This is a genomic window from Amycolatopsis sp. WAC 01416 (assembly GCF_003947485.1).
GTDB lineage: Bacteria > Actinomycetota > Actinomycetes > Mycobacteriales > Pseudonocardiaceae > Amycolatopsis.
The window spans coordinates 412272-434338 of record NZ_QHHX01000008.1; the positions used below are offsets into that span (position 1 = coordinate 412272).

A 22067-nucleotide genomic window follows, 5' to 3' on the forward strand; every position below is an offset into this window, starting at 1 on the left:
GCCCACTCCTTCGCGTCTCCTGCCGAATAACGTTCGGCAGAACCCCTGCAAACCTGAGGATCAGCCTAACTTCGGCGCAAGTAGGTGACTAATTGCGTGGAAGGGAACGAAATGTCCGTACAGGAGCTGGTCGTCCGGCGGGGCCGCCGATCCGGGGTGACCACCATGGTGGCGGTGCACTCGCGCACGCTCGGTCCGGCCGTCGGCGGCTGCCGGTTCAAGGTCTATCCGCGCATCGACGACGCGATCGGCGACGTCCTGCGGCTGTCCGCGGCGATGACGCGCAAATGCGCTGTCGCTGGCCTGGACTTCGGCGGCGGCAAGAGTGTCGTCGCCCTCGATACCGTGCCGACCGCCGAGCAGCGGCGTGAGATCCTGCTCGACCACGCCGACCTCATCGAGTCACTCGACGGCGCGTATCTCGCCGGCCCGGACGTCGGCACCGGCCCGGAGGACATGCTGGTGCTGAGTGAACGGACCCCGCACGTGTTCTGCCTCCCCGAGGAGCACGGCGGCACCGGTTCGTCGAGCGGGCCGACCGCCGTCGGGGTGCTCGCCGCGTTGCGAGCGGGCGCGCGAGCGGTCTTCGGCGACCACGACATGAAAGGCCGCCGGGTGGTCATCAGCGGCTACGGCTCGGTCGGCGCCCACCTCGCCGCCGACCTGGTCGAGCAGGGCGCGAAGGTCACCGTGTCCGATGTGGACGAACGACGCCTCGCCGCCGCCGGGGAGCAGGGCCTGGGCGTCGCCCGGCCGGAGGAGGTGCTCGGCATCGAGGCCGACGTCCTGATCCCGGCCGCCGTCGGCGGGGTCTTCGGCCCCGGAACCGAGGTCGCCGCGCCGCTCGTCGTCGGCCCGGCCAACAACCAGCTCACCGACGATATGGTGGCGGAAGACCTCGCCGCCAAGGGAGTCCTGTGGATCCCGGACTTCGTCGCGAGCGCCGGGGGAGTCATCTACACGCTCGGCCGCGAGGCCGAAAGCCTCACCCACGCCGCGGCACTCGCCCGCGTCGAAACCCTGGAGGAGACGACGCGAAGGCTTCTCGACGCCGCTTCGGCCAACGGCACCACACCGTTGGCCGAAGCGGACGCACTCGCCGAATCCCGCCTCACTTCTGGTGCGGGGCCACGTACTCCTTCGCCTCGGGAGCCTCGAACAGCGGCTTGACGTAGCGGACCCCACCCTCGGCCGACGCGTCCGGTGTCGCCGCGTACACCTGGCGCGTCGCCGGGGTGCCCGCCTTCGAGAAGTCCAGTGCCGCCACCAGATCGCCGGTGCTCGCCGACGTCGTCTGCTTCAGTGCCGCGGCGATACCCTCCCGGGTGAGGTCCTTGTTCTCGCAGGCCTTCTTGAGCACCGTGCCCCACACCTCGCCGACCGCGTAGCCGTAGGGGATCCCGCCGTTCGGGGTCTCCTTGTACGCCGCCTTGTACTTCGTCGCGACGTCCTTGGCCTTGGGGATGTCGGCGGAGAACGGCACGCTGCTGGCGACGATCGTCAGCTTGTCCAGCGCGTTCGCCGCCGGGCTCTTCAGCAGCACGGGGTCGAACACCGGGTTGTTGCCGAGTACGGGGACGTTCAGCCCGAGCGCCTTGTTCGCCGCGAGCGCGGAACCGGTCTGCGCGGGGGTGGTGGTGAGGACGATGGACTTCACCCCGGCGCCCTTGAGGCCGGTGACGATGTTGGTGAGGTCGTTGTCGGTCGAGGTCACCTTGACCTCCTTGACCGTCAGATTGTGCTTCTTGGCGTAGAACTGCGAGCCGCGCAGGCCGTTCTTGCCGTACTCGCCGTCGATGTAGACGTGCCCGATCGTGTCGCCGTCCTTCACCAGGCCCTGTTCCTGGAAGTACGACAGCCCGTCGATGATCTCCAGGTCGTACGTCGTCCCGACGATCATCACGTACGGATTGTCGAGCAGTTCGGAAGACCACGACGCGGGCGCGGCGACGGTCTTGTCCGAGGCGATGTTCTGCTTCAACGCGGCCACCACCGGCGAGCCGAGCAGCTGCACGAAGCCGAGCACCTTCGGCTCGATCTGCGGATACAGCGTCTTCGCCGTGTCCGCCTTGTAGCCGTGGTCGACGGTCTCGAGTTTGACCTGACGGCCGCACGCCCCGCCCGCGGTGTTGAAGTCCTTGGCCCACAACTCGTTGCCCTGCGTGATGCCGAGCCCGAGGTTCTTGAACACCCCCGTCTTGTCGGTCATCACGCCGAGGGTGATCTCCGAAGCCGTCACCCCTTTGTCGGTCTTGACGCCCGAACCGTCCGCCCCCGAGGACCCCGAGTCGCCCGCTTTCGTGCTGCACGCCGAGAGGGCGAGGACCGCCGCCAGCGCGACGGCCGGATATGTGCGCTTCATTTGTCTTGCTCCTCCGGGAGATGAGGTTTCCTGACGGACGTGATTCGGCGGCCGATCGCGGCGAGCCCACCCGGTTCGAAGAGCACCACGAGGATGATCGCGGCACCGTAGACGAACGAGCTGACCAGGATCGGGGTCAAGGCGCCGTCGCCGGTTCCGGAGAACCAGCCGAGATCGGCGGAATACAGCGAAAGCACCTGCGGCAGCCCGTTGACGATCAGCGCGCCGACCAGCGCGCCCGGCACCGAGCCGAGTCCCCCGATGATCACCATGGCCAGGAAGGCGATGGAGATGTTGATGCCGTACGTACCGAATTCGCTCTCGTCGGGTTTGAGGATGTCGAACCACAGCACGGTCATCGCGCCGGCGAGCCCCGCGTACGCCGAGGAGACCGCGAACGCGCCCGCCTTGGCGCGCGTGACGCTGACACCCATCACGGACGCGGCGGCTTCGTTGTCCCGCACCGCCCGCCACGACCGGCCGACCCGGCTGCGCACCGCCGCCTTGGCGACCACGAACGCGAGCACGGTCAGCAGCAGGAACAGGTACCAGAGCCGTTCCGCCTGCCGGATCGGCACACCCATCAGTTCGATCTCCGGGCCGCCGTTGGTGAATGGGAAACCGAACAGCGAGAACGGTTCGGGGGTGCGCCCGGTCGACGTCCCGCCGGTCAGCGTTTCGGCCGACTGTCCGAAGTAGAGCCCGAGGAACACCAGTGACAGCGACGCGACACCGAGGTAGATCCCGCGCAGCCGTCCGGAAACCGGCGCGAACGCCAGCCCCAGCAGAGCGGTGATGACCACCGCGCCGACCAGCGACAAAGCGGGATCGAGGCCGAGCCCGAACACGCGCTCGTCGTCGGCGGGTCCGGAAAGGACGGTGTACCCGGTCGCGCCCGCCAGCAGGAAGAACGCGTGCGCCAGCGACAGCTGTCCGGCCTGCCCGACGAGCAGGGTCAGCCCGATCGCGCCGACCCCGCCGATCATCATGTACTGCCCGGCCTTCAGCCAGGCGGCGTCGAGGTACAGCGGGATCGCCAGCAGGACGACGAGCAGCGCGACCCAGGCCAGCGCCTTGAGCAGCCGCCCCCGATCGCGTTTCGCGGGTGGTGCGGGCGGAGCCGAGGCAGGAGTTTTCACAGCGGTGTCAGACACGTGTGCTCTCCCTCGTCCCGAACAACCCCGACGGCCGCACCACCAGCACCACGAGCATCACGAGGAAGACCGCGCTCTTGGAGAAGTCGAACGACACGTACTGCGCCGAAAGCGCCTCGACCAGCCCGACGACCAGGCCGCCCACCACCGCGCCCGCCGTCGAGTCGAGCCCGCCGAGGATGGCCGCGGGGAACGCCGCGAGCGCGATGGAGTGCGTGCCGCGGGACAGTCCCGCGCCGGAGAAGTCCTGCGTGGCGATGAAGAGCACCGCGACCCCGGCGAGCACCCCGGCGACCACCCACGCCGTCGCCGTCACCCGGGAACTGCGGATCCCCATCAGCGCGGCGGCTTCGCGGTTCTCGGCCTGGGCCCGCATCGCGACACCCCAGTTCGAGTACTTGAAGGCCAAGGTGAACGCGGTGATCAGCACGGCGGCGACCACCAACGCCACCAGATGCGTGCGGAACAGGGTGATCCCGCCGATCTGGAACGGCTGCGCGTCCCAGGCGTCGCCGAGGAAGGGCAGCGTGACGCCGAGGCGCCGCACGATCTCCTCGGTGACGATCACGTCGACGCCGATGGTCAGCAACGCCAGGCTGTTCGCGTCCGCGTGCCGCGAGCGGGACAGCAGGAACCGTTCCAGCAGGAGGGCCAGCAGACCGGCGGAGACGATGCCGACCAGTGAAGCGCCCGCCCAGCCGAGTGATTCGCGGGTCACGACGACCAGGTAGCCGCCGAAGAGCACGAGCGAGCCGTGCGCGAAGTTGACCACCTCGGTGGCCTTGAAGATGATCACGAAACCCAGCGCCAGCAACGCGAACACCGCGCCCTTGCCGAGTCCGTTCACCACGAGTTGCAGGAAAGTGTTCACGCCGTGGCCTCCGTGCCGAGATATGCCCTGATCACGTCCGGATCCGACTGGACCTCGGCCGGTGTGCCGTCGGCGATGCGCCTGCCGAAGTCCAGGACGGTGACCCGGTCCGCGATGCCCATCACCAGCCCCATGTCGTGTTCCACCAGCAGGATCGAGATACCGAGTTCGTCACGGACGTCGCGGATCGTCCCGGCCAGTTCGGCGGTCTCGGTCGCGTTCATGCCCGCCGCGGGTTCGTCGAGCAGGAGCAGGACCGGTTCGACGGCGAGCGCGCGGGCGAGGTCGACGCGTTTCACCGCGCCGTAGGGCAGCGCGCCGACCGGGAGGTCCACCAGCGCGCCGATGCCGAGGAAGTCGCAGATCTCCCGGACCCGTTCGGAATGGCGCCGTTCGGCCCGGACCGTCCACGGCAGACGGAGCCCGCAGGCGAGGAAACCGCCCTTGGTCAGCGCGTGCCGTCCGAGCATGACGTTGTCGAGCACGGTGGAGCCGGGGGAGAGGGCGGCGTTCTGGAACGACCGGCCGACCCCGAGGCCGGCGAGCCGGTGCGGCGGGAGTCCGGAAAGGACAGTGTCGCCGAGGCGGACACTGCCGGTGTCCGCCCGGTAGAGCCCGCTGATCACGTTGAAACAGCTGGACTTCCCGGCGCCGTTCGGGCCGATGAGCGCGTGCAGCGAACCTGAGCCGACGGTGAACGAGACGGCGTCCAGCGCGGTGATCCCGCCGAAGCGCAGGGTCACGTTGTCGACGTGCAACTCGGGCGGCGTCATCCGGCCCACCTCGTCAGGCTCCGGCCCGCACGCTGCTTGCGGGCGTCGGCGGCTTCGGCCTCGGCGGTGGCCTGCGATTCGGCGTGACCGCCGAGGTAGAGCCGCTGGACCTCCTCGCTCGCCGCGAGCTCGGCCGTCGTCCCGGCCAGTGCGACCCGGCCCACCTCGAGGACGATCGCGTGATCGGCGACGCGCAACGCCATCACGGCGTTCTGCTCGACCAGCACCACGGCGGTGCCCTGTTCGTGGATTTCGCGGATGATGTCGCCGATCCGCTCGACGATCTTCGGCGCGAGGCCGAGGGAGGGTTCGTCGAGCAGCAGCAGCCGCGGGCCGGACATCAGCGCGCGGCCGATCGCGAGCATCTGCTGCTCACCGCCGGAAAGCAGGCCCGCGCGTTGTTTGGCCCGCTCGGACAGGACAGGGAAGAGCTCGTCGACGCGTTTCCTCGCGGTGGCGCGCTGTTCCGGGGAGCGGGCGCCGATCCCGCCCGCGCGCAGGTTCTCCTCGACCGTCATCCGCGCGAAAACCTGGCGGCCTTCGGGGACGCCGACCACGCCGAGACCGACGATGCGGGCAGGGTCGAGTTTGGACAGTGGTTTGCCGTCGTAGCGCACCTCGCCCGCGGAAACCGAGCCCCGGTGCATACGCAGCGTGCCCGACACGGTGCGGAGCAGCGTCGATTTCCCGGCACCGTTGCTGCCGAGCACCGCCAGCACCCCATCGGGCGAAACGTCGAGGTCGACCCCGTGCAGTGCGGCCACCGATCGGCCGTACCGCACCTGAAGATCACGGACACTCAGCAAGCCGCCTCCTCCGTTCGTGTGACACGAGTCACGATCGGTGGCGGTCATCCTGCGTGGGCACCCTCCGTTGCGTTACCCCCACCTGGAGACCCACACGGCTACAAAACGGACACAGTGCTCGTCTGTCGCGCGCTGACGGAAACGTTCCGCAGGGCGCCGGACCGAAGAGGACTCGCGTGATCTTGCGGGGCGCCCTTGGGGAGACCGTTGTGGCGGGTCAGAGGAGGCCGGCTTCGGAGGCCTTGCCGATGGCCTCGACGCGGTTCCGGGCGCCGAGTTTGTGCAAAGCGGACTGCAGGTACGTCTTCACCGTGTTCCGCGCCAGCCCGATCGATTCCGCGATCTCCGGATTCGTCTGCCCCTGCGCGGCCAGCCTCAGGACCTCGTACTCACGCCGCGTCAGGCCGCTGCGGGCCAGCGCGTCCGACCGCTGGCCGTCGTCGGGGAAGATGCGCGGATCGACGACGCGTTCGCCCTTGAGCACCTGCCGCAACGCCGCCACCAGATCCGTCCCGGCGACGTCCTTGAGCAGGCAGCCGTGCGCCCCGGAGTCCAGCGCGGCCCGGACACCCTGATGGTCGCCGTGCGCGGTGAACACCACGATCCGCCCCGCCGGGTGCACACGCCGGAGTTCGGCGATGACCTCGGGCGCGAGCATGTCCGGCAACCGCAGGTCGAGCAGGATCAGCGCCGGCTTCAGCTCACCCGCCCGCTGAATCGCGGACCGGCCGGTCTCGGCCGAACCGACCACGGTCATCGCCGGGTCGTAGCGCAGCAGCAGGCTCACCCCGTCGCGGACCACCGGATGGTCGTCCACGACGAGCACCGTCACCGGCGACGGCACGGTTCCGGTACCCATGCGCGCAGCGTGCACCCGTCGTCCTCGTCGCGGACCAGGCTGACCCGGCCGCCGAGCCGCGCGGCGCGTTCGGCCAGCGCGCGCAGCCCCATCCCGGTGCCGGGTTCGGGTTCTTCGGCCTCTTCGGTGCGATGACCGGTCCCGTCGTCGGCGACGACCACCTGCACGCCGTCGTCGCTGGGCAGCAGGCTGACCACGACGGACAGCGCGTCGGCGTGTTTCTCCACGTTGAGCAGGCCTTCCCGGACGGCCGCCACCAGCAGGCCGGTGCGTTCGGCGTCGAGCCGCGGCACGGGGGCGAGCTGGACGAACCGCGCCGGGACGCCGCAGCGGGCCTGGAACGAGCGGCAGTGCTCGGCCAGTTCCACCGGCAGCGCGCGTTCCGGGCTCGACTCCGACAACGCCAGCAGCGACTCGCGCAGCGCCCTCGACGCGGCCGACACGTCGCCTTCCAGCCGTCGCAGCCGTGATTCGAGCGCCGGGTTGTCGCTGATGTCCTCGTGCAGGTTCCGGACCTGGACGCCGATCGAGAACAGCAGCGCGCCGACCGAATCGTGCAGCGCGCTCTGCATCCGGAGCCGCTCGGCGGACAGCGCCGTTTCGCGGTCGGCCTCGGCGACCGACGCCAGTTTCAGCGCCCGGCCCGCCTCGCCGGCGATGTCTTCGAGCGACTTGACCGCGTCGTCGCCGAAGTCGCGGCGCTCGCGCATGGCGGCGTACGCGATGGCGACGGTCTCGTTCCCGTTGACGATCGGGACGGCGATCATCGCGGCGAGGCCCTCGCCGCGCACCTGCGCGTCGAACTGGTGGGTGATGCTCGGCGAGTTGACGTAGTCGTTGACCCGCACCGGCTTGCCCAGCGCGAGCACGCGTCCGCCGATGCCCTGGCCGATCGGCACGGCGAGATCCTGCAGCGCGTCCGTGCGGGTGCCCGACATCCAGCGGATCACCGCCTGCTCGGGTCCGGTCAGCTCGGCGACGAAGCCGGAATGGGTGCCGATCGACTCGCGGATCAGCCGCGCGGTGCCGTTGAGCGCCGCGACCCGGTCGAGGGTGGCGAGCAGCTCTTCGCGCTCGCGAAGAAGCCCGCCGAGCACCGCGCTGTGCTCGGCGGCGAGGTCTTCAGCGGCGTGCCGTCTCGCCGTCACGCGCTCACGATCGCACATCGGACGTGGTTTCCGACACACCCGTCCGGAGAGGTTCGCCGATGCGTTCTCGCCCGCGGTTGTCTTGAATGGACCCGTGGAGATCCTGGCGGACGCCGCGACACTGGCGCTGTACACGACCGATGCCTCCAACTACCGGCACGTGCCGAAGGGTGTGGTGCTGCCGAGGAGCGTCGACGAGGTGATCGCGGCCGTCGCAGCCTGCCGTGAGGCCGGGCTGCCGGTGATCGCCCGCGGCGGCGGCACCAGCGTCGCGGGCAACTCGTGCGGGCCGGGTGTCGTGATCGACACCTCGCGCCACCTCGGCGGCGTCCTCGCTCTCGATCCGGGCGCGCGCACGGCGAGGGTCGCCCCGGGAACCGTCCTCGACGACCTCCAGCGCCTCACCGCGCCGCACGGCCTCCGGTTCGGACCCGATCCGTCGACGCATTCGCGGTGCACGATCGGCGGGATGATCGGCAACAACGCCTGCGGCTCGCATTCGGTCGCTTATGGCCGCACGGTCGACGTCGTCCGCGAGCTGGACGTGCTGCTCTACGACGGCACCCGGCTGACCGTCGGCCCCACCTCGCCGTCCGAAGTGGACGCGCGGGCGGCCAAGCCCGGCACGGAAGGCCGGGTCTTCTCGGAGTTGCGCGCGCTCGTCCGGGACAACCTGGCGTCGCTGCGTACCGAACTGTCCACCTTCAGCAGGCGGGTGTCCGGGTACGGGCTGGAACACCTGTTGCCGGAAAACGGTTTCGACGTCGCCAAGGCGCTCGTCGGCAGCGAAGGAACCTGCGTCACCGTGCTGGAGGCGACCGTCTCCCTCGCCGAGGTCCCGAAACGCAAGGTGCTCGCGGTGCTCGGTTTCGAGTCCGACATCGCCGCGGCCGACGCCGTCCCGGCGATCCTGCCGTGGTCGCCGCTGACCGTGGAGGGTGTCGACGCGGACCTCGTCGCACTGCTGGAACCGGGCCGCGCCGACGGGCTTCCGCCGGGCGGCGCCTGGCTGTTCGTCGAGATGGCCGATCCGGATCAGGCACGCGGGCTGATCGCCGGCCTGCGCGGCGCGTTGACCGGTTCCGCGCTGCTGGACGACGCGGCCGCGCAGAAGCGGTTGTGGCGGATCCGGGAGGAGGGTGCCGGTCTCGCGACACGGCTGGCCGGGGGTGAGGAAGCCTGGCCCGGGTGGGAGGACGCCGCCGTCCCGCCCGAGCGGTTGGGCGCCTACTTGCGGGAGTTCAAACAACTCATGCGCGAGCACGGCCGCAAGAGCGTGGTCTACGGCCACTACGGCGAGGGCTGCCTGCACCTGCGGCTGGACTTCGATCTGCTGTCCCCGCGAGGGATCGCCGGATTCCGGTCGTTCCTCGAAGAGGCGGCCGACCTGGTCGCCGCGCACGGCGGCTCGCTGTCCGGGGAACACGGCGACGGACAGGCCCGCTCGGAACTGCTCTCCCGGATGTACAGCCCCGAGATGCTCGCGCTTTTCGCGCGGTTCAAGGGAATCTTCGATCCGGCGGGCAGGATGAACCCGGGCATCCTGGTGAATCCCAGGCCGGTCGACGCCGATCTCCGCGTGCGTCGCGCGCCGCTGGACCTCGAAGACGTCACCGCGCTCGCGTACCCGGAGGACAGGGGGAGCTTCGGGCAGGCGATGCGGCGCTGCGTCGGCGTCGGGAAATGCCGCAACACCACCGGAGCGGGCGTGATGTGCCCGAGTTACCGCGCCACACGCGAGGAGAAGCACTCGACGCGGGGCCGCGCGCATCTGCTCGCCGAAATGGTGAACGGCGAACTGATCACCGACGGCTGGCGTTCGGAGGAGGTCGCCGAGGCGCTGGACCTCTGCCTGTCCTGCAAGGGCTGTCTGTCCGATTGCCCGGTCGACGTCGACATGGCGACCTACAAGGCGGAATTCCTGCACCAGCACCACAAGGGACGGCTGCGCCCGGCGTCGCACTATTCGATGGGCTGGCTGCCGGTGTGGCTGCGCGCCGCCTCGCTGGCGCCCCGGCCGGCGAACACGATGTCGCGCCGGTTCTCCGGGCTGCTGAAGAAGTTCGGCGGGATCGCGCCGGAACGGGACCTGCCGACCTTCGCCCCGGCGCCGTTCACGCGGCGCCGCGCCGATCTCAAGCGCTGGGCGACCGGCTCCCGGCCCGTGGTGCTGTGGCCCGACTCCTTCAACAACTACCTCACCCCGGACGTCCTCGACGCCGCGGCCGAGGTGCTCACCGCGGCGGGCTACGACGTCGTGCTGCCCGATCGAGGTGTCTGCTGCGGCCTCACCTTGGTGTCCACCGGACAGCTCGACCTGGCGAAGAAAGTGTTGCGCCGTACGCTTTCCGTGCTCGAACCGTATCTGCGATCGGGCTACCTTGTCGCAGGACTGGAGCCGAGTTGCACGGCGCTGTTCCGCGGTGACCTTCCGGCTCTCGTGCCCGACGACCCGGTGGCGAAACTGCTGGCCGAACAGACCAGGACGTTCGCCGAACTCGTCGAGGACTCACCGCTCGAGTTCCGGTCACTGGACGTCGAGGCGCTCAGCCAGGTGCACTGCCATCAGCACGCCGTGCTCGGTTTCGACGCCGACGAGGCCGCGATGCGCGCCGCGGGTATCCACAATTCCACAATGGACTCCGGTTGCTGTGGACTGGCTGGCAACTTCGGCTTCGAACGCGGGCACTACGACGTTTCCGTCGCCTGCGCCGAAGACCGCATGCTGCCCGCGATCCGCGCCGCGGCCGAGGGCACCGAGGTGGTCGCGGACGGGTTCAGCTGCCGGACGCAGATCGAGCAACTCGACGGGCGGCGGGCCGTGCACCTCGCGGAACTACTGAGGCGTGCGCTGCCATAGCAGTTCACGGACCGCGTCGACGCGGTCCCGTTCCCAGCCGAACGACCCGGTGATCCGGTCCACCACGGCCGGGTCGGCGACGGCGAGGGCGGCGAGCACGGTCACGGCGTCGTCCCGCGCGGTGGCGCTGGGGCTCGCCGCCATGTCGTCGGTCACGGTCGCGAAGAACCGGCTCATCCGGGCCAGCCGTGCGCCGGCCGGGGTGCCAGGGTCGAGGACGCGGGCGCCGTCGCGGGCGGTGTCCGCCCAGGTCGCGTTGGTCCGGGCACTGGCCAGCCACGCACGCAGCCAGACGTCGTCGTCGATGAAGTACCGCTCACGTCTGCCCACGGCTTCGCGCTCGACGACTTCGAGGCCTTCCAGGTAAGCGACCGCCTTCGAGACCGAAGCTGGGCTGACCCGCAGTCTCCCGACCAATTCGGCGGCGGTCAGGCCACCGGAATCGGTGGTGACCAGACAGGCGAGCACCCGTGCCGCCATCCGGGGAAGCCCGGCGCGGACCATCATCGCGGCGAACCGGTCGGCGTAGGCGAGGACGGCCGCCGGATCCCGGCCGTGAGTGTCCGGAAAGGACGGTGGCTCCGCCGGGGAAGCCGCTCCTCGGCGAGCGCGCCAGGCGGTGGCGTGCTGGGCGTGCTCGGCGCGGTAACCACGCCGCCCGCCGTTGCGGGTGACCTCACGGCTCACGGTCGATGTCGGTCTGCCCAGCGCTCGCGCGATCTCGGCGTACCCGAGGCCGTCGGCCAGGCCGGACGCGATGCGTCCGCGCTCCTGAGCGGTGAGTCTTGCGGCGGTCATCGCACCAGTGTGCGTTCATCGACAGCTCAGTGCAATGGATCGCACTAATTCCCCGATATTTCGCTGAAACGGCCTTCGCTGGTGTTGACGCTTGTGGAAACGCAAACCTAGCGTCGACGTCATGACGAAGATCGACGAGGTACGGGACGTCCTCGACAAGGCGGTGTCCGAGGCGGGCGTGCCCGGCATCCTTGCTGAAATCCGCGAGCACGATCAGACCTGGTCCGAGGTGCGGGAGCGCTCGGCGGAGGACCGGTTCCGCATCGGGAGCGTCACCAAGACGTTCACCGCCACGGTGGTCCTGCAGTTGGCCGCCGAGAACCGGCTCGACCTGGACGACCCGGTGGGGAAGTGGCTGCCGGGGCTGGTCGCGCGCGGCGACGAGATCCCCGTCCGGCGGCTGCTGAACCACACCAGCGGCCTGTTCAACTACACCCAGGACCAGCCCGCGCTGTCCACGCGCGAAACCTATACCCCCCACCAGCTCGCCGAGATCGCGATGGCTCATCCGGCCGACTTCGCGCCCGGTGCGGGGTGGGGTTACTCGAACACGAACTACGTTCTGGCCGGAATGGTCGCCGAACGGGTCACGGGAAGGGATCTCGCCGACGAGATCACCGACCGGGTCACCCGCCCGCTCGGGCTGACCGCGACCAGGCTGCCGCGGGCGGGCGACGAAACCCTCGGCGAGCCGCATTCCGTTCATTACACGAAACTGTTCTCACCCGATCCCGACGCGGAGATCCACGACGCCTCCGCGCTGGAGCCGAGCCCGTACTGGGCGGCGGGCGGCATGGTCTCCAGTGCCGGCGACCTCCTGCGGTTCTTCGAGGCCCTGCTGGGCGGGCGCCTGCTGCCGCCGGAGCTGCAGAGCGCGATGTTCACCACGACACCCACCAGGGATTGGCTCGACAGCGCGTCCTACGGGCTCGGCGTCTCGTCGCTGACCCTGTCCGATGGAACGGAGGTGTGGGGGATGGGTGGAGCGCTTTTCGGTTCGTGGACCTACGTCTACGGCTCCCGCGACGGCACGCACCTGATGGCGGCGAATATCAACGCCGACTGGGCGACCGGGGCATGGGACGACCCGGGCGCCGTCCTCACCGCGCTCCTGGAGGCCGGGTTCCGCTGAGACATGCGCTGTGCTCGGGCAGGAGAGCGGGACCGTGTGGATTTCGGGTCATCTAGTTGAGGGGTAAGGCAAAAGTGGCGTATGGGCCGCCGCTCTCCGGTCCGTGAAGGCCTCCTTGCCTACCTTGAGGGTCAGGGTCCCGGCCAAGTCGCATAACTGCTGGTCGGCTCCGCCGCCAGAGCGGGACAAGGCGAACGTGTCGCGGTGGACCCGACTGGAGCGGCCTCCCGCAAGGAGCCTCACCTGGCTCTTGGCTGTCCACAAGGGACACTTTACGACACAAAGGTGCCTGATTTAGATGATTTGCACGGTTTCGCGAGAGGGTCGTGAGTGATTTTTGTTGTTCTAACCCTCAATGCCACTCACGACCCCCGCAGAAACGTACATAGCGGCATCAATCGGACGCTCACTCCCCCGGCGGTGCCCCTTGTGGACACCGAAGCCCCGCCGGCGCCCAGAATCCGGCCTGCCGACAGTGCAGGAATAGTCGCCTGACCTGCGAGATCTCGACTTTGTCGGGACCCTGACCCTCAAGGTAGTGAAGGGGCCCTTCGCTACCCGCCGGTGTGATCCCTGGTGACACGGGACGGTTGTGACGCCAGGCCGCCGGGGCCTAACCGGGGTCACCACTCACGACACGCGGCCGAGGCGCGCGTCCCGTTCCGCGTGCTTCTTCAATGTCAGCAGCTGTTTCCGCATCATGATCAGGTCGCCCCAGCCCAGCAGGAACTCCTTGAGGCGCCCGCGGAAGCCCTTCGAGGTCACGACGATGCGGCACAGCATCCGGCAGGACCGCTCGTCGATCGGTTCGACCGAGTACGTCGCGGCCACCGGGCCGAACAGGTTCTCCGATTTGGCGAAGGTGCGGCCGGTGAGGTGGTGTCCGCGTTCGACCTCGGTCAGCTCGAACACGATCAGCGTGTCGCCGGGCGCGAGTTCGTCGGCGCCGGGGGTGAGGGTGCCGGGACTGCGGCGCCCCAGGTTGTCGAGCAGGTCGTAGCTGTAGGGCGCGACCGAGATCTGGCAGAGCCAGCGGTAGGCGAGCGCGGCGGGCGCGTGCACGGTGACCGCGCGGTCGAAGCGCGCGACAGGGCCGTCGAGCAGGGTGTCCGCCGGCTGCGCGCGGCGGCGTTCTTCCGGGGTCGCGCCCCAGTTCGCGGGTGAACCGAAAGACATGGCCGCCTCCGTACGGTGCCGTATGGTTTTCCATACGGTAGCGTACGTGGCGTGAAAAGGAAGCTCGCACGTGAGGATTGGGCGGACGCGGCGCTCGAAGCGCTGTGCGAAGGCGGGGTCGCCGCGATCGCCGTCGAGCCCCTCGCGGCGAAGCTCGGGACGACGAAAGGCAGCTTCTACTGGCATTTCGCGAATCGGGACGCGTTGGTCGAGGCCGCCGTGCGCCGGTGGGCCGAGCAGGACACCGAGGCGCTGATCACGTTGCTGGACGGCATCGCGGACCCGGAACGAAGGCTGCGTGAGCTCTTCGAACTCGTCTTCGGGGGCAAGGACGACGAGCGGGCCGAACTGGCGCTGCTCGCCCACGCCGGCGATCCGGTGATCGGTCCGCTGCTCGCCGACGTCACCGCGCGGCGCGTCGACTTCATCGTCCGCTGCTTCCTGGAGATGGACTGCCCGGAAACCGAGGCCCGGCATCGGGGTTTGCTGGCGTACACGGCTTTCATCGGACTGATCCAGGCTCAGCGGGCGAGCGGCGGAACGCTGCTGTCCGCGACCGAGCGGCCGGGCTATCTGGAGTTCCTGCGCGGGATTATCACCGGGTGAGAGGGATCTTCGGCTCTTCGGGCGGGTGAGCCGCCGGAGCCTTCCGGCGGCGCTTCACGCCACTCATCATCGGCTCCATGACAGCCACGTATCCCGCGGCGAAGGACGTCCCCGCGACCCCGATGGGCGCGGTCTACGCCGAGTATCCGCCGATGTCCCGGGTCGTCTTCCCCAGCGGTTGCGAAGGCTGGCTGGTGACCCGGTACGAAGACGTCCGCCTGATCTTCTCGGACACCCGGTTCTCCCGGAACCTGCTCGCACCGGACGCGCCGTGCCTCGTCGAACCGGGTGACTTCTCCACCGGCGAGCACAGCATCCTGAACATGGACCCGCCGGATCACACGCGGTTGCGGAAACTGACGGCGCAGGCCTTCACCGTCCGCCGGATCGCCGCGCTGCGGCCACGGATCCAGGAGATCGCCGACACGCTGCTGCGGGAGCTGGCCGAGCACGGTCCGCCGGTGGATCTGGTGGAGATGTTCGCTTTTCCGCTGCCCACGGCGGTCATGTGCGAGATCCTCGGCGTCCCTTTCGAAGGCAGGGAACGGTTCCGGCAGTGGTCGCGGGTGATCGTCACGCCGATGGCGTACACCCCGGCGGAAGTGGTGCGGGCCCGGCGTGACGGGGCGGAAGACATGGCGGCACTCGTCGCTGTCAAGCGGGCGAAGCCGGGCGAGGACCTGCTCAGCGTTCTCGTGCATGCGCACGACGAGGACGGTGACCGGCTCACCGAGGCCGAGTTGATCGATCTGGCCACGCAGCTCCTGCTCGCCGGGCACGAGACCACGGTCAGCCTGATCGCGACCGGGATCGTCCTGCTGGCGGGGAATCCGGATCAGCTCGCGGCGTTGCGCTCGGATCCCGGGCTGACGGCGGGGGCCGTCGAGGAGATCATGCGCTTCGACGGACCGGCCGACGCGTCCCTGCTCCGGGTCGCGCTGGAGGACGTCGAACTGAGCGGCGGTCTGGTCCGGCGCGGTGAGGCCGTGCTGGCCCACACCGGCGCGGCGAACCGTGACGAAGCCGCCTTCCCTGGCGCGTCGCGGTTCGACATCCGGCGCCGGAACGCGCCGCAGCTCGGCTTCGGGCACGGCATCCACTTCTGTCTCGGCGCGGCGCTCGCCCGGCTCGAAGGAGAGATCGCGTTCCGGACCCTGCTGGACGGCCTGCCGGGACTGGACCTCGCCGTCCCGGCGTCGGACATCGTCTGGCGTCCGCCGCTTTCGATCCGCGGCCCCGAAGCGGTGCCGGTGACGTGGGCTACCACCAAGCGCGGCTGAGGCTCTCCGGCGTCGGTTCTTCCGGCGCGGGAAGAACCTTGAAGTACCAGGTGAAATTGCTGTAGACGTGCAGAAGGGCGTACGCCAGGCAACGCCGGGAGAACTCCTCGGACGGCTCGGCGCCGTATCCGGTCAGCAGCCGTCGCAGGAAGTCCTTGTCCCCGCCCGAAACGAACAGGCCGACGGCGACGAAGTCGTACTCGGCCGCGCCTCGCATCGCCGGTTCGAAGTCGAAGAGCCCGGTCAGCCGCGGACGTCCGCCGTCGTGGACGACCATGAGGTGGTCGCGCATGAACTCGGTGTGCAGCGGGACGACGGGCGGCGTGCCGAGGTCGACGGAGTCGAGGAACGCCGGGATTTGCGCGATCCAGCTTTCGTCGAGGCCGGTCCGGCGGTGATGTTCGACGACCTTTTCACGCTGCCCGGCGACGAACGTGGCCCAGTCCGCCGGATCCAGGACGTCGAGGCGCGGGTCGTGCAGCGAATGCAGGGCGGCGAGCGCCTCGCCGAGTTCGGGAGCGAGCCGTTGTTTGTCCTCTGTGGACAGTTTCGGCCAGGCGTCCTTCAACGTTTCGCCGCGCAGGCGCTCCATGAGTATGTAGCCCCAGCCGTCCCGCTCGCCGACGCCGTGCACGGCGGGGGTCGGGATCGGGAGTTTCCCGTGCAGGACCTCGAGCATCGTCCGCTCGGTGGGGAGTTCCCCGAGATGCACCGGCGGGAACAGCTTGAGCACCAGATCGTCGCCGACGGCGTAGACCGGCAGCGAGCCCTCGGTGAACGGGACGACTTCGCCGAGGCCGAGCGAACCGGTCAGCGAGGTCACCGCCGGAAGCAGGTCTTGCCTGGTCAACGCGTCGAACTCGGCTTCGGTGCCGGCGGGCGGGAGCGAGATCACGGAGCCGACCGTAGAGCAGTGGGCCGCGAGCGGCGACGCATTTACCCGCTGCGCTCCAGCAGCGTCCGCGCCGCACCGAGCACCAGGCGGCAGACGTCGTCGGGATCCGCGCTGGCCAGCGGCTCCTTGCCGGTGATGTCGCGGACCAGGCCGATCCCGAGCAGCCAGGCGAGGACGAGGTCGGCCCGCAGGTCGGCGTCGTCGGCGTCGGTCAGCGTGGCGAGCACCTGCGCGTACTCCTCGCCGAGCTGCCGCCGGACCGCGGCCGCGGCGCTGTCGTGGCCGGTCGAGCGCAGGTAGGCGTCGAGTGCGCGGTCGCGGCCCGGGTGGGAGTCCAGCATGCTGCGCAACGCCGTCCCGAGCAGTTCGTCCGGTGGCGTGGTGGCGAGCTGCTCGCGCCCGCCGCGTGCCAGTACTTCCTCGAAGAGGGCGTCTTTCGAGCCGAAATAGCGGAACAGCAGCGCCTGGTTGACCCCGGCGCGTTTCGCGATGTCCCGCACGGTCGTCCGGTCGAAGCCGCGCTCGGCGAAGAGCGCCGCCGCCGCGCCGAGCAGGGAGGCTCGGGTCGCGGCCGCGTCACGCTTGCGGACCTGCGGTTCTTCCGTCATCGGGCAAAGGCTAGCCGGACGTCGCACGGTAGGCGCATTGACGCTCACCGTGGTCGTGGCTAGCGTTGTAAGCAGTTGCTTACAAACCGCCGAGCCGGGGGGTTTCCGGACAAAATGACCACCACCGACACCGAATTCATCGCCTATCCCTTCAACGAAGACGCCGGTCTTGAGCTCAACGAGGCGTACGCGACGGCCCGCGCCACCAAGGGCATGCTCCGCGTCCGGCTCCCGCACGGTGAGCCGGCCTGGCTCGCCACCCGATACGCCGACGCGCGCTTCGTACTGGGCGACAGGCGGTTCTCGCGGGCGATGGCCGCGGAGAAGGACGAGCCGCGGATGGCACCGGGCAGGCGGCCGGGCGGGATCCTGAGCATGGACCCGCCCGATCACACCCGGCTGCGCACGCTGGTCGCGAAGGCGTTCACCATGCGCCGCGTCGAACTGCTGCGACCGCGTGTCGCCGAGCTGGCGGCAGGGCTGATCGAGGACATGAAGGCCAAGGGACAGCCCGCCGACCTGGTCGAGGACTACGCGCTGCCGATCCCGGTCGCGGTGATCTGCGAACTGCTCGGCGTCCCCGTCGAGGACCGGCCCAAGTTCCGCGTGTGGAGCGACGCCGCGCTGTCGACCAGCCCGCTGACCACCGAAGAGATGATGGCCAACCAGGACGAGCTGCGGGCGTACATGCACGTGCTCGTCGAGCAGCACCGCGCCCGGCCGCAGGACGACCTGATGACCGCGCTGATCGAAGCGCGCGACGTCCGCGACAGGCTGAGCGAACTGGAACTGGTCGACATGTGCATCGGCATCCTGATCGCCGGGCACGAGACCACCGCCAGCCAGATCCCCAACTTCGTCTACGCCCTGCTCGAACAGCCGGACCAGCTCGCCCGCCTCCGCGCGGACCTCGACCTGATCCCGGCCGCGGTCGAGGAACTGCTGCGGTTCATCCCGTTGGGTGCCGGAGCCGGATTCGCCCGCTACGCCACCGAAGACATCCACGTGGGTGACGTGCTGGTGAAGGAGGGCGAGCCGGTGATGGTGGCCATCGGTGCCGCCAACCGGGACGCGCTCCAGTTCACCTCGGCGGAAACCCTCGAATTCGGCAGGGAGAGCAATCCCCACCTCGGTTTCGGGCACGGCGTGCACCACTGTCTCGGTGCCCCGCTGGCCAGGCTCGAACTGCAGGAGGCCATGCGGGCATTGCTGCGAGATCTCCCCGGACTGCACCTCGACGGCGATATCGTGTGGAAGACACAGATGCTGGTGCGGGGGCCCCGTTCCATGCCGATCGGATGGTGAGCATGAGCTGGAAAGTCGACGTCGATGGCGACACGTGCATCGGCTCGGGGATGTGTGCCGCGCTGAAGCCGGAGGTCTTCGAACTCGAAGGCGCCACGGCGACGGTGGTCAAGGGGGAGGTGGATCCGGACGAGACAGTGCTGGACGCGGCGGATTCGTGCCCCGCGATGGCCATCGAGGTGACGGAAAAGGGCGAGGTGATCGGGCCGCGGCCCTGATGATCGCTCGTTAATGCGTTGGCGGTCGTCGGTGAAGAGGCGTAGGACCACAGGGTGAGCGACGACAGCTTGACCCTCCGCACCTTGACCACCGACGACCTGCCCGCCCTTTCGGACATGCTCGCGCGAGCGTTCCTCTCCGACCCGTCGGATGGATTCCGGCACCGTGAGGGGCTGGTGTTCGAACCCGACCGTTCGCACGGCGTCTTCGACGGAGACGAGCTGATCGGGATGGGGGAGATCCTCAGCCGGAAGATCACCGTCCCCGGGTCCGGCCCGACGCCGTTCGCGGGGATCACGTCGGTCGGCGTCGCTCCGGGACATCGGCGGCGGGGCGCGCTCACCCGCGTCATGCGGGCGCAGCTGCACGGCCTGCACGACGACGGCGCCGAACCGATCGCCGCGCTGTGGTCGTCCGAATCGGTCATCTACCCCCGCTTCGGGTACGGCCTCGCGGCGCAGCTCTACCGCGCCAAGATCCAGGCGAAGGCGGCGTACCGGCCCGGTGTCGAACTGGAAGCCGAACGCGTGCGCGAAGTCGGGCGCGAGCAGGCGATCCCGCTGATCAAAGCGATCTACGACAAGGAAGCCCCACAGCGGGTCGGCGCACTGGACCGGCCGGGCGCGACGTGGGAGTTCAACCTCGACGATCCGGAGCAGCGGCGCGACGGCGCGACCGCGTTGAAGTTCGCCGTCCTGCCGGACGGTTACGCGATCTACCGGGTGAAGAGCGGCTGGCACGAAGAAGGTCCGCGAGGGACGTTGATCGTGCAGGAACTGGTCGCGACCACGCCGGAGGCGTACGCGACGTTGTACCGCTTCCTGCTCGACTACGACCTGGTCGGCACGGTGGAGACCTTCGCCGCGCTCGACGAACCGCTCATCCACCTCCTGGCCGATCCCCGCAAGATCAGCCGGGCCGCCGGTGACTCCCTGTGGGTCCGGCTCGTCGACGTCGATCGCGCGCTGAAGACGCGCCACTACGGCATTCCGGTGGATCTGGTGTTCGGCGTACGTGACGCCTTCTGCCCGTGGAACACCGGGAACTGGCGGCTCGTCACCGACGAAGCCGGGAACGCCGACGTGACCAGGGTGGAGGACGCGCCGGACCTCGAACTGGACGTGATCGACCTCGGCGCGATCTTCCTCGGCGGCACCCGGCCGAGCACGCTGACCGCGGCCGGGCGGATCAAGGAGCGGACGGCCGGCGCGGTTTCGCGGGCGACGGCGGCTTTCGCCTCCGACCGCGAGCCGTCCTGTCTCGAATCCTTCTAGCCCGCATTACCTGCCGGGTAATCGACTTCGCACGGTCTCCCTCGCCAAGGTGAACAGGTGCGAAAAATCAAGAGATTCCTTGGTGTGGCAGCGGTTCTGGTCAGTGCGATGGTGATGGGAAGCGGACCGGCGGTGGCGGAGACGAACGAGGGTTGCGCGATCCTGGAGCAGCTGGGTGACCGAGTCGAAGGCGAGGTGTCCCCGAGTGCCTGCGCCTTCATCACGAAACAGACCGAGTTCGGGGCGATGCGTTCGGACACGCCCGAAGCGCGGGAAGCCCGCGTTCGGTTGTACGGCACCGTTTTCGCCGCGGACGGAACGCTCGCCGAATCGGGCAGCGCGGCGCCGGTGCGCGGCAGGGCCGACATCGAGAACAACCTTCGGACCCTGCTGGGAGCCTTCCCTGCCTTCCGGTTCACCCCGGTGAAGATCGTGGTGAACGGCGACGCCGTTTTCTACGAGGCGGCCAACGAAGCCGCGATCAACGGACAGGTGGTGCGCTATCCGGCCGTCTACCGGGTGGTGCTCGAGAACGGTGAGGTCACCGAGGGGCGTCGCTATCACGATCGGACGGAATGGTTCCGGCCGGTCGAGAAGGACGCCCTTCGGGAACTGTTCGCCGGTGTCGCCGACGACTGTCCTCGGCAAGGTCCCGCCTTCACCGGACCGGGGCTGACGGCACCGGTGACCGACCCGAAGTGTCATCTCGCCTACCTCGGCAGGCTTTCGGGCGCGACGAGCGACGTACGGCTGACGGCGGATCAGGCGGCCGCGGGCCCGCGTACGAAGTTCCAGGAGTACCGCGGGACCGTGCGGGCGAAGGGGCGGACGATCGACTTCGGGGTGATCGTGGGCACCGAGCCCGGCATGGTCCGCTACTACTTCGACACACTCCCGTTGAACTACGACGACGCGGAGATGGGTGCCCTGTTCACCAAGCTGCTCACGGGTTCAGCACCCCCTGCTCGGTGACCACCGCGGTGACCAGGTCGAACGGTGTGACGTCGAAGGCCGGGTTGAACACCTCCGCGCCTTCGGGCGCGACCTTCGTACCGCCGAAGCTCAGGACCTCGCCGGGATCACGTTCCTCGATCACGATCCCGGCGCCGTCCGGCATCGCGGTGTCCACAGTGGACGACGGGGCGACGACCACGAACGGGACTCCGTGGTGCTTCGCCGCGATCGCCAGGCCGTAGGTGCCGATCTTGTTGGCGACGTCGCCGTTGGCGGCGATCCGGTCGGCGCCGACGAGCACGCAGTCGACCAGGCCGCGGCCCATCGCCGCGGCGGCCGCGCCGTCGGGCTGGATCCGGTACGGGACACCGGCCTGTGCCAGTTCCCACGCGGTCAGACGGGCACCCTGCAACAGCGGGCGGGTCTCGTCGACCAGCACGGATTCGACCAGGCCACGGGCTTGCAGATGCCAGACGACGCCGAGCGCGCTGCCCCAGCCGACCGTCGCGAGATGGCCCGCGTTGCAGTGGCTGAGCAGCCGCAACGGCCGCCGCTCGCAGTGTTCGAGCACCACTTCGGTCGCCAGCCGGGAGGCTTCGTGGTTGATCCGCTCGTCCTCGTCGAGGATCGCCAGCGCTTCGGCGAGCACGGCTTCCGGCCCCTCCGGGAGCTTCGCGAGCGCACGGGAGACACCCCAGCTCAGGTTGACCGCTGTCGGCCGGGCCTGCGCGACCCGGCGCGCCTCGGCCTCGACGTCACCCTTCGCGCGGGTCGCGAGCACCACACCGAGCGCCCCCGCCGCGCCGAGCGCCGGTGCCCCGCGGACCGCGAGCCGCTGGACGGCGCCGACGAGTTCGCCGACCGTGCGCAGTTCGAGCACGCGATACTCGGCCGGCAGGGCGGTCTGGTCGATGATCGTGACCGCGTCGCCGGTCCAGTCGATCGTCCTGCGCATGGCTCCCCCGTGAAATCCGGTTGTCCCGTCGC

General features: G+C 69.4%; 21 protein-coding genes. 9 read left to right on the forward strand and 12 right to left on the reverse strand.

Going from position 1 to position 22067, the window contains the following annotated elements; genetic code table 11:
• The first annotated feature begins 111 nt into the window (after positions 1-111).
• Positions 112-1170, forward strand: coding sequence for a Glu/Leu/Phe/Val dehydrogenase dimerization domain-containing protein (locus tag DL990_RS28205; RefSeq protein ID WP_125800441.1), 1059 nt, complete (start codon positions 112-114; stop codon positions 1168-1170).
• On the opposite strand, the gene DL990_RS28210 is transcribed toward DL990_RS28205, so the two are convergent.
• The 7 genes from DL990_RS28210 to DL990_RS28240 all read right to left on the reverse strand — a co-directional run bounded on the left by DL990_RS28210 (position 1112) and on the right by DL990_RS28240 (position 7991).
• On the reverse strand, positions 1112-2362 hold the full coding sequence (locus DL990_RS28210; protein ID WP_125785743.1) for an ABC transporter substrate-binding protein: 1251 nt from the start codon (positions 2360-2362) through the stop codon (positions 1112-1114). The two genes, DL990_RS28205 and DL990_RS28210, sit on opposite strands and share 59 nt — an antisense overlap.
• On the reverse strand, positions 2359-3516 hold the full coding sequence (locus DL990_RS28215; RefSeq protein WP_125785744.1) for a branched-chain amino acid ABC transporter permease: 1158 nt from the start codon (positions 3514-3516) through the stop codon (positions 2359-2361). Before DL990_RS28215 ends, DL990_RS28210 begins: the two co-directional genes overlap by 4 nt.
• Positions 3509-4387, reverse strand: coding sequence for a branched-chain amino acid ABC transporter permease (locus DL990_RS28220; RefSeq protein WP_125785745.1), 879 nt, complete (start codon positions 4385-4387; stop codon positions 3509-3511). Before DL990_RS28220 ends, DL990_RS28215 begins: the two co-directional genes overlap by 8 nt.
• Positions 4384-5160: an ABC transporter ATP-binding protein gene (locus DL990_RS28225; protein ID WP_199746629.1), complete on the reverse strand. Its 777-nt coding sequence runs from the start codon at positions 5158-5160 to the stop codon at positions 4384-4386. The genes DL990_RS28220 and DL990_RS28225 overlap by 4 nt, the downstream gene beginning before the upstream one ends.
• Positions 5157-5966 carry an ABC transporter ATP-binding protein gene (locus DL990_RS28230; RefSeq protein ID WP_125800443.1) on the reverse strand — a complete coding sequence of 270 codons (810 nt, stop codon included), beginning with the start codon at positions 5964-5966 and terminating at the stop codon, positions 5157-5159. Before DL990_RS28230 ends, DL990_RS28225 begins: the two co-directional genes overlap by 4 nt.
• 217 nt (positions 5967-6183) lie before the next feature.
• The gene (locus DL990_RS28235; protein ID WP_125785748.1) at positions 6184-6825 is read right to left on the reverse strand and encodes a response regulator transcription factor; all 642 of its coding nucleotides are present in this window, start codon (positions 6823-6825) and stop codon (positions 6184-6186) included.
• Positions 6795-7991 carry a GAF domain-containing protein gene (locus tag DL990_RS28240; protein WP_125785749.1) on the reverse strand — a complete coding sequence of 399 codons (1197 nt, stop codon included), beginning with the start codon at positions 7989-7991 and terminating at the stop codon, positions 6795-6797. Before DL990_RS28240 ends, DL990_RS28235 begins: the two co-directional genes overlap by 31 nt.
• A 76-nt stretch (positions 7992-8067) precedes the next feature.
• Here DL990_RS28240 and DL990_RS28245 point away from each other — a divergent pair, with 76 nt between their 5' ends.
• A complete protein-coding gene (locus tag DL990_RS28245) occupies positions 8068-10833 on the forward strand; it encodes an FAD-binding and (Fe-S)-binding domain-containing protein (RefSeq protein ID WP_125800444.1) in 2766 nt (921 codons plus the stop codon).
• Here DL990_RS28245 and DL990_RS28250 read toward each other — a convergent pair.
• Positions 10810-11631 carry a helix-turn-helix domain-containing protein gene (locus DL990_RS28250; RefSeq protein WP_125800445.1) on the reverse strand — a complete coding sequence of 274 codons (822 nt, stop codon included), beginning with the start codon at positions 11629-11631 and terminating at the stop codon, positions 10810-10812. The two genes, DL990_RS28245 and DL990_RS28250, sit on opposite strands and share 24 nt — an antisense overlap.
• A 121-nt stretch (positions 11632-11752) precedes the next feature.
• Between DL990_RS28250 and DL990_RS28255 the strand changes: the two genes are divergently transcribed.
• The gene (locus tag DL990_RS28255; RefSeq protein WP_125800446.1) at positions 11753-12763 is read left to right on the forward strand and encodes a serine hydrolase; all 1011 of its coding nucleotides are present in this window, start codon (positions 11753-11755) and stop codon (positions 12761-12763) included.
• Positions 12764-13393: 630 nt separating this feature from the next.
• On the opposite strand, the gene DL990_RS28260 is transcribed toward DL990_RS28255, so the two are convergent.
• A complete protein-coding gene (locus DL990_RS28260; RefSeq protein WP_125785753.1) occupies positions 13394-13939 on the reverse strand; it encodes a hypothetical protein in 546 nt (181 codons plus the stop codon).
• 51 nt (positions 13940-13990) lie between these two features.
• On the opposite strand from DL990_RS28260, the gene DL990_RS28265 reads away from it, so the two are divergent.
• Positions 13991-14545 carry a TetR/AcrR family transcriptional regulator gene (locus tag DL990_RS28265; protein WP_158632662.1) on the forward strand — a complete coding sequence of 185 codons (555 nt, stop codon included), beginning with the start codon at positions 13991-13993 and terminating at the stop codon, positions 14543-14545.
• Positions 14546-14622: 77 nt separating this feature from the next.
• Positions 14623-15825, forward strand: a complete 1203-nt coding sequence (locus DL990_RS28270) for a cytochrome P450 (protein WP_125800447.1) — start codon at positions 14623-14625, stop codon at positions 15823-15825.
• On the opposite strand, the gene DL990_RS28275 is transcribed toward DL990_RS28270, so the two are convergent.
• Together DL990_RS28275 and DL990_RS28280 are read right to left on the reverse strand one after the other, a co-directional pair.
• Complete coding sequence (locus DL990_RS28275; RefSeq protein ID WP_125785756.1) at positions 15806-16720, reverse strand: phosphotransferase family protein; 915 nt, start codon at positions 16718-16720, stop codon at positions 15806-15808. The genes DL990_RS28270 and DL990_RS28275 overlap by 20 nt on opposite strands.
• Positions 16721-16761: 41 nt before the next feature.
• Positions 16762-17328 (reverse strand): TetR/AcrR family transcriptional regulator, encoded by a 567-nt coding sequence (locus DL990_RS28280; protein ID WP_125785757.1) that lies wholly within the window; start codon positions 17326-17328, stop codon positions 16762-16764.
• Positions 17329-17442: 114 nt separating this feature from the next.
• On the opposite strand from DL990_RS28280, the gene DL990_RS28285 reads away from it, so the two are divergent.
• From DL990_RS28285 to DL990_RS28300, 4 genes are all read left to right on the forward strand, one after another.
• The gene (locus DL990_RS28285) at positions 17443-18633 is read left to right on the forward strand and encodes a cytochrome P450 (RefSeq protein ID WP_125800448.1); all 1191 of its coding nucleotides are present in this window, start codon (positions 17443-17445) and stop codon (positions 18631-18633) included.
• Between the two features lie 2 nt (positions 18634-18635).
• A complete protein-coding gene (locus DL990_RS28290; RefSeq protein WP_125785759.1) occupies positions 18636-18851 on the forward strand; it encodes a ferredoxin in 216 nt (71 codons plus the stop codon).
• 54 nt (positions 18852-18905) lie between these two features.
• Complete coding sequence (locus tag DL990_RS28295) at positions 18906-20126, forward strand: GNAT family N-acetyltransferase (protein ID WP_125800449.1); 1221 nt, start codon at positions 18906-18908, stop codon at positions 20124-20126.
• An 84-nt stretch (positions 20127-20210) separates the two neighbouring features.
• Positions 20211-21098: a nuclear transport factor 2 family protein gene (locus DL990_RS28300; RefSeq protein ID WP_233620596.1), complete on the forward strand. Its 888-nt coding sequence runs from the start codon at positions 20211-20213 to the stop codon at positions 21096-21098.
• Here the strand turns inward: DL990_RS28300 and mtnA are convergent.
• On the reverse strand, positions 21070-22035 hold the full coding sequence (mtnA, locus tag DL990_RS28305) for an S-methyl-5-thioribose-1-phosphate isomerase (protein WP_125800450.1): 966 nt from the start codon (positions 22033-22035) through the stop codon (positions 21070-21072). The genes DL990_RS28300 and mtnA overlap by 29 nt on opposite strands.
• Between the last annotated feature and the right edge of the window lie 32 nt (positions 22036-22067).

Coding starts and splice junctions, on each gene's coding strand:
- DL990_RS28205 (WP_125800441.1), top strand. CDS start 112: ATGTCCGTACAGGAGCTGGTCGTCCGGCGGGGCCGCCGATCCGGGGTG.
- DL990_RS28210 (WP_125785743.1), bottom strand. CDS start 2,362: ATGAAGCGCACATATCCGGCCGTCGCGCTGGCGGCGGTCCTCGCCCTC.
- DL990_RS28225 (WP_199746629.1), bottom strand. CDS start 5,160: ATGACGCCGCCCGAGTTGCACGTCGACAACGTGACCCTGCGCTTCGGC.
- DL990_RS28235 (WP_125785748.1), bottom strand. CDS start 6,825: ATGGGTACCGGAACCGTGCCGTCGCCGGTGACGGTGCTCGTCGTGGAC.
- DL990_RS28240 (WP_125785749.1), bottom strand. CDS start 7,991: ATGTGCGATCGTGAGCGCGTGACGGCGAGACGGCACGCCGCTGAAGAC.
- DL990_RS28250 (WP_125800445.1), bottom strand. CDS start 11,631: ATGACCGCCGCAAGACTCACCGCTCAGGAGCGCGGACGCATCGCGTCC.
- DL990_RS28255 (WP_125800446.1), top strand. CDS start 11,753: ATGACGAAGATCGACGAGGTACGGGACGTCCTCGACAAGGCGGTGTCC.
- DL990_RS28260 (WP_125785753.1), bottom strand. CDS start 13,939: ATGTCTTTCGGTTCACCCGCGAACTGGGGCGCGACCCCGGAAGAACGC.
- DL990_RS28270 (WP_125800447.1), top strand. CDS start 14,623: ATGACAGCCACGTATCCCGCGGCGAAGGACGTCCCCGCGACCCCGATG.
- DL990_RS28280 (WP_125785757.1), bottom strand. CDS start 17,328: ATGACGGAAGAACCGCAGGTCCGCAAGCGTGACGCGGCCGCGACCCGA.
- DL990_RS28285 (WP_125800448.1), top strand. CDS start 17,443: ATGACCACCACCGACACCGAATTCATCGCCTATCCCTTCAACGAAGAC.
- DL990_RS28290 (WP_125785759.1), top strand. CDS start 18,636: ATGAGCTGGAAAGTCGACGTCGATGGCGACACGTGCATCGGCTCGGGG.
- mtnA (WP_125800450.1), bottom strand. CDS start 22,035: ATGCGCAGGACGATCGACTGGACCGGCGACGCGGTCACGATCATCGAC.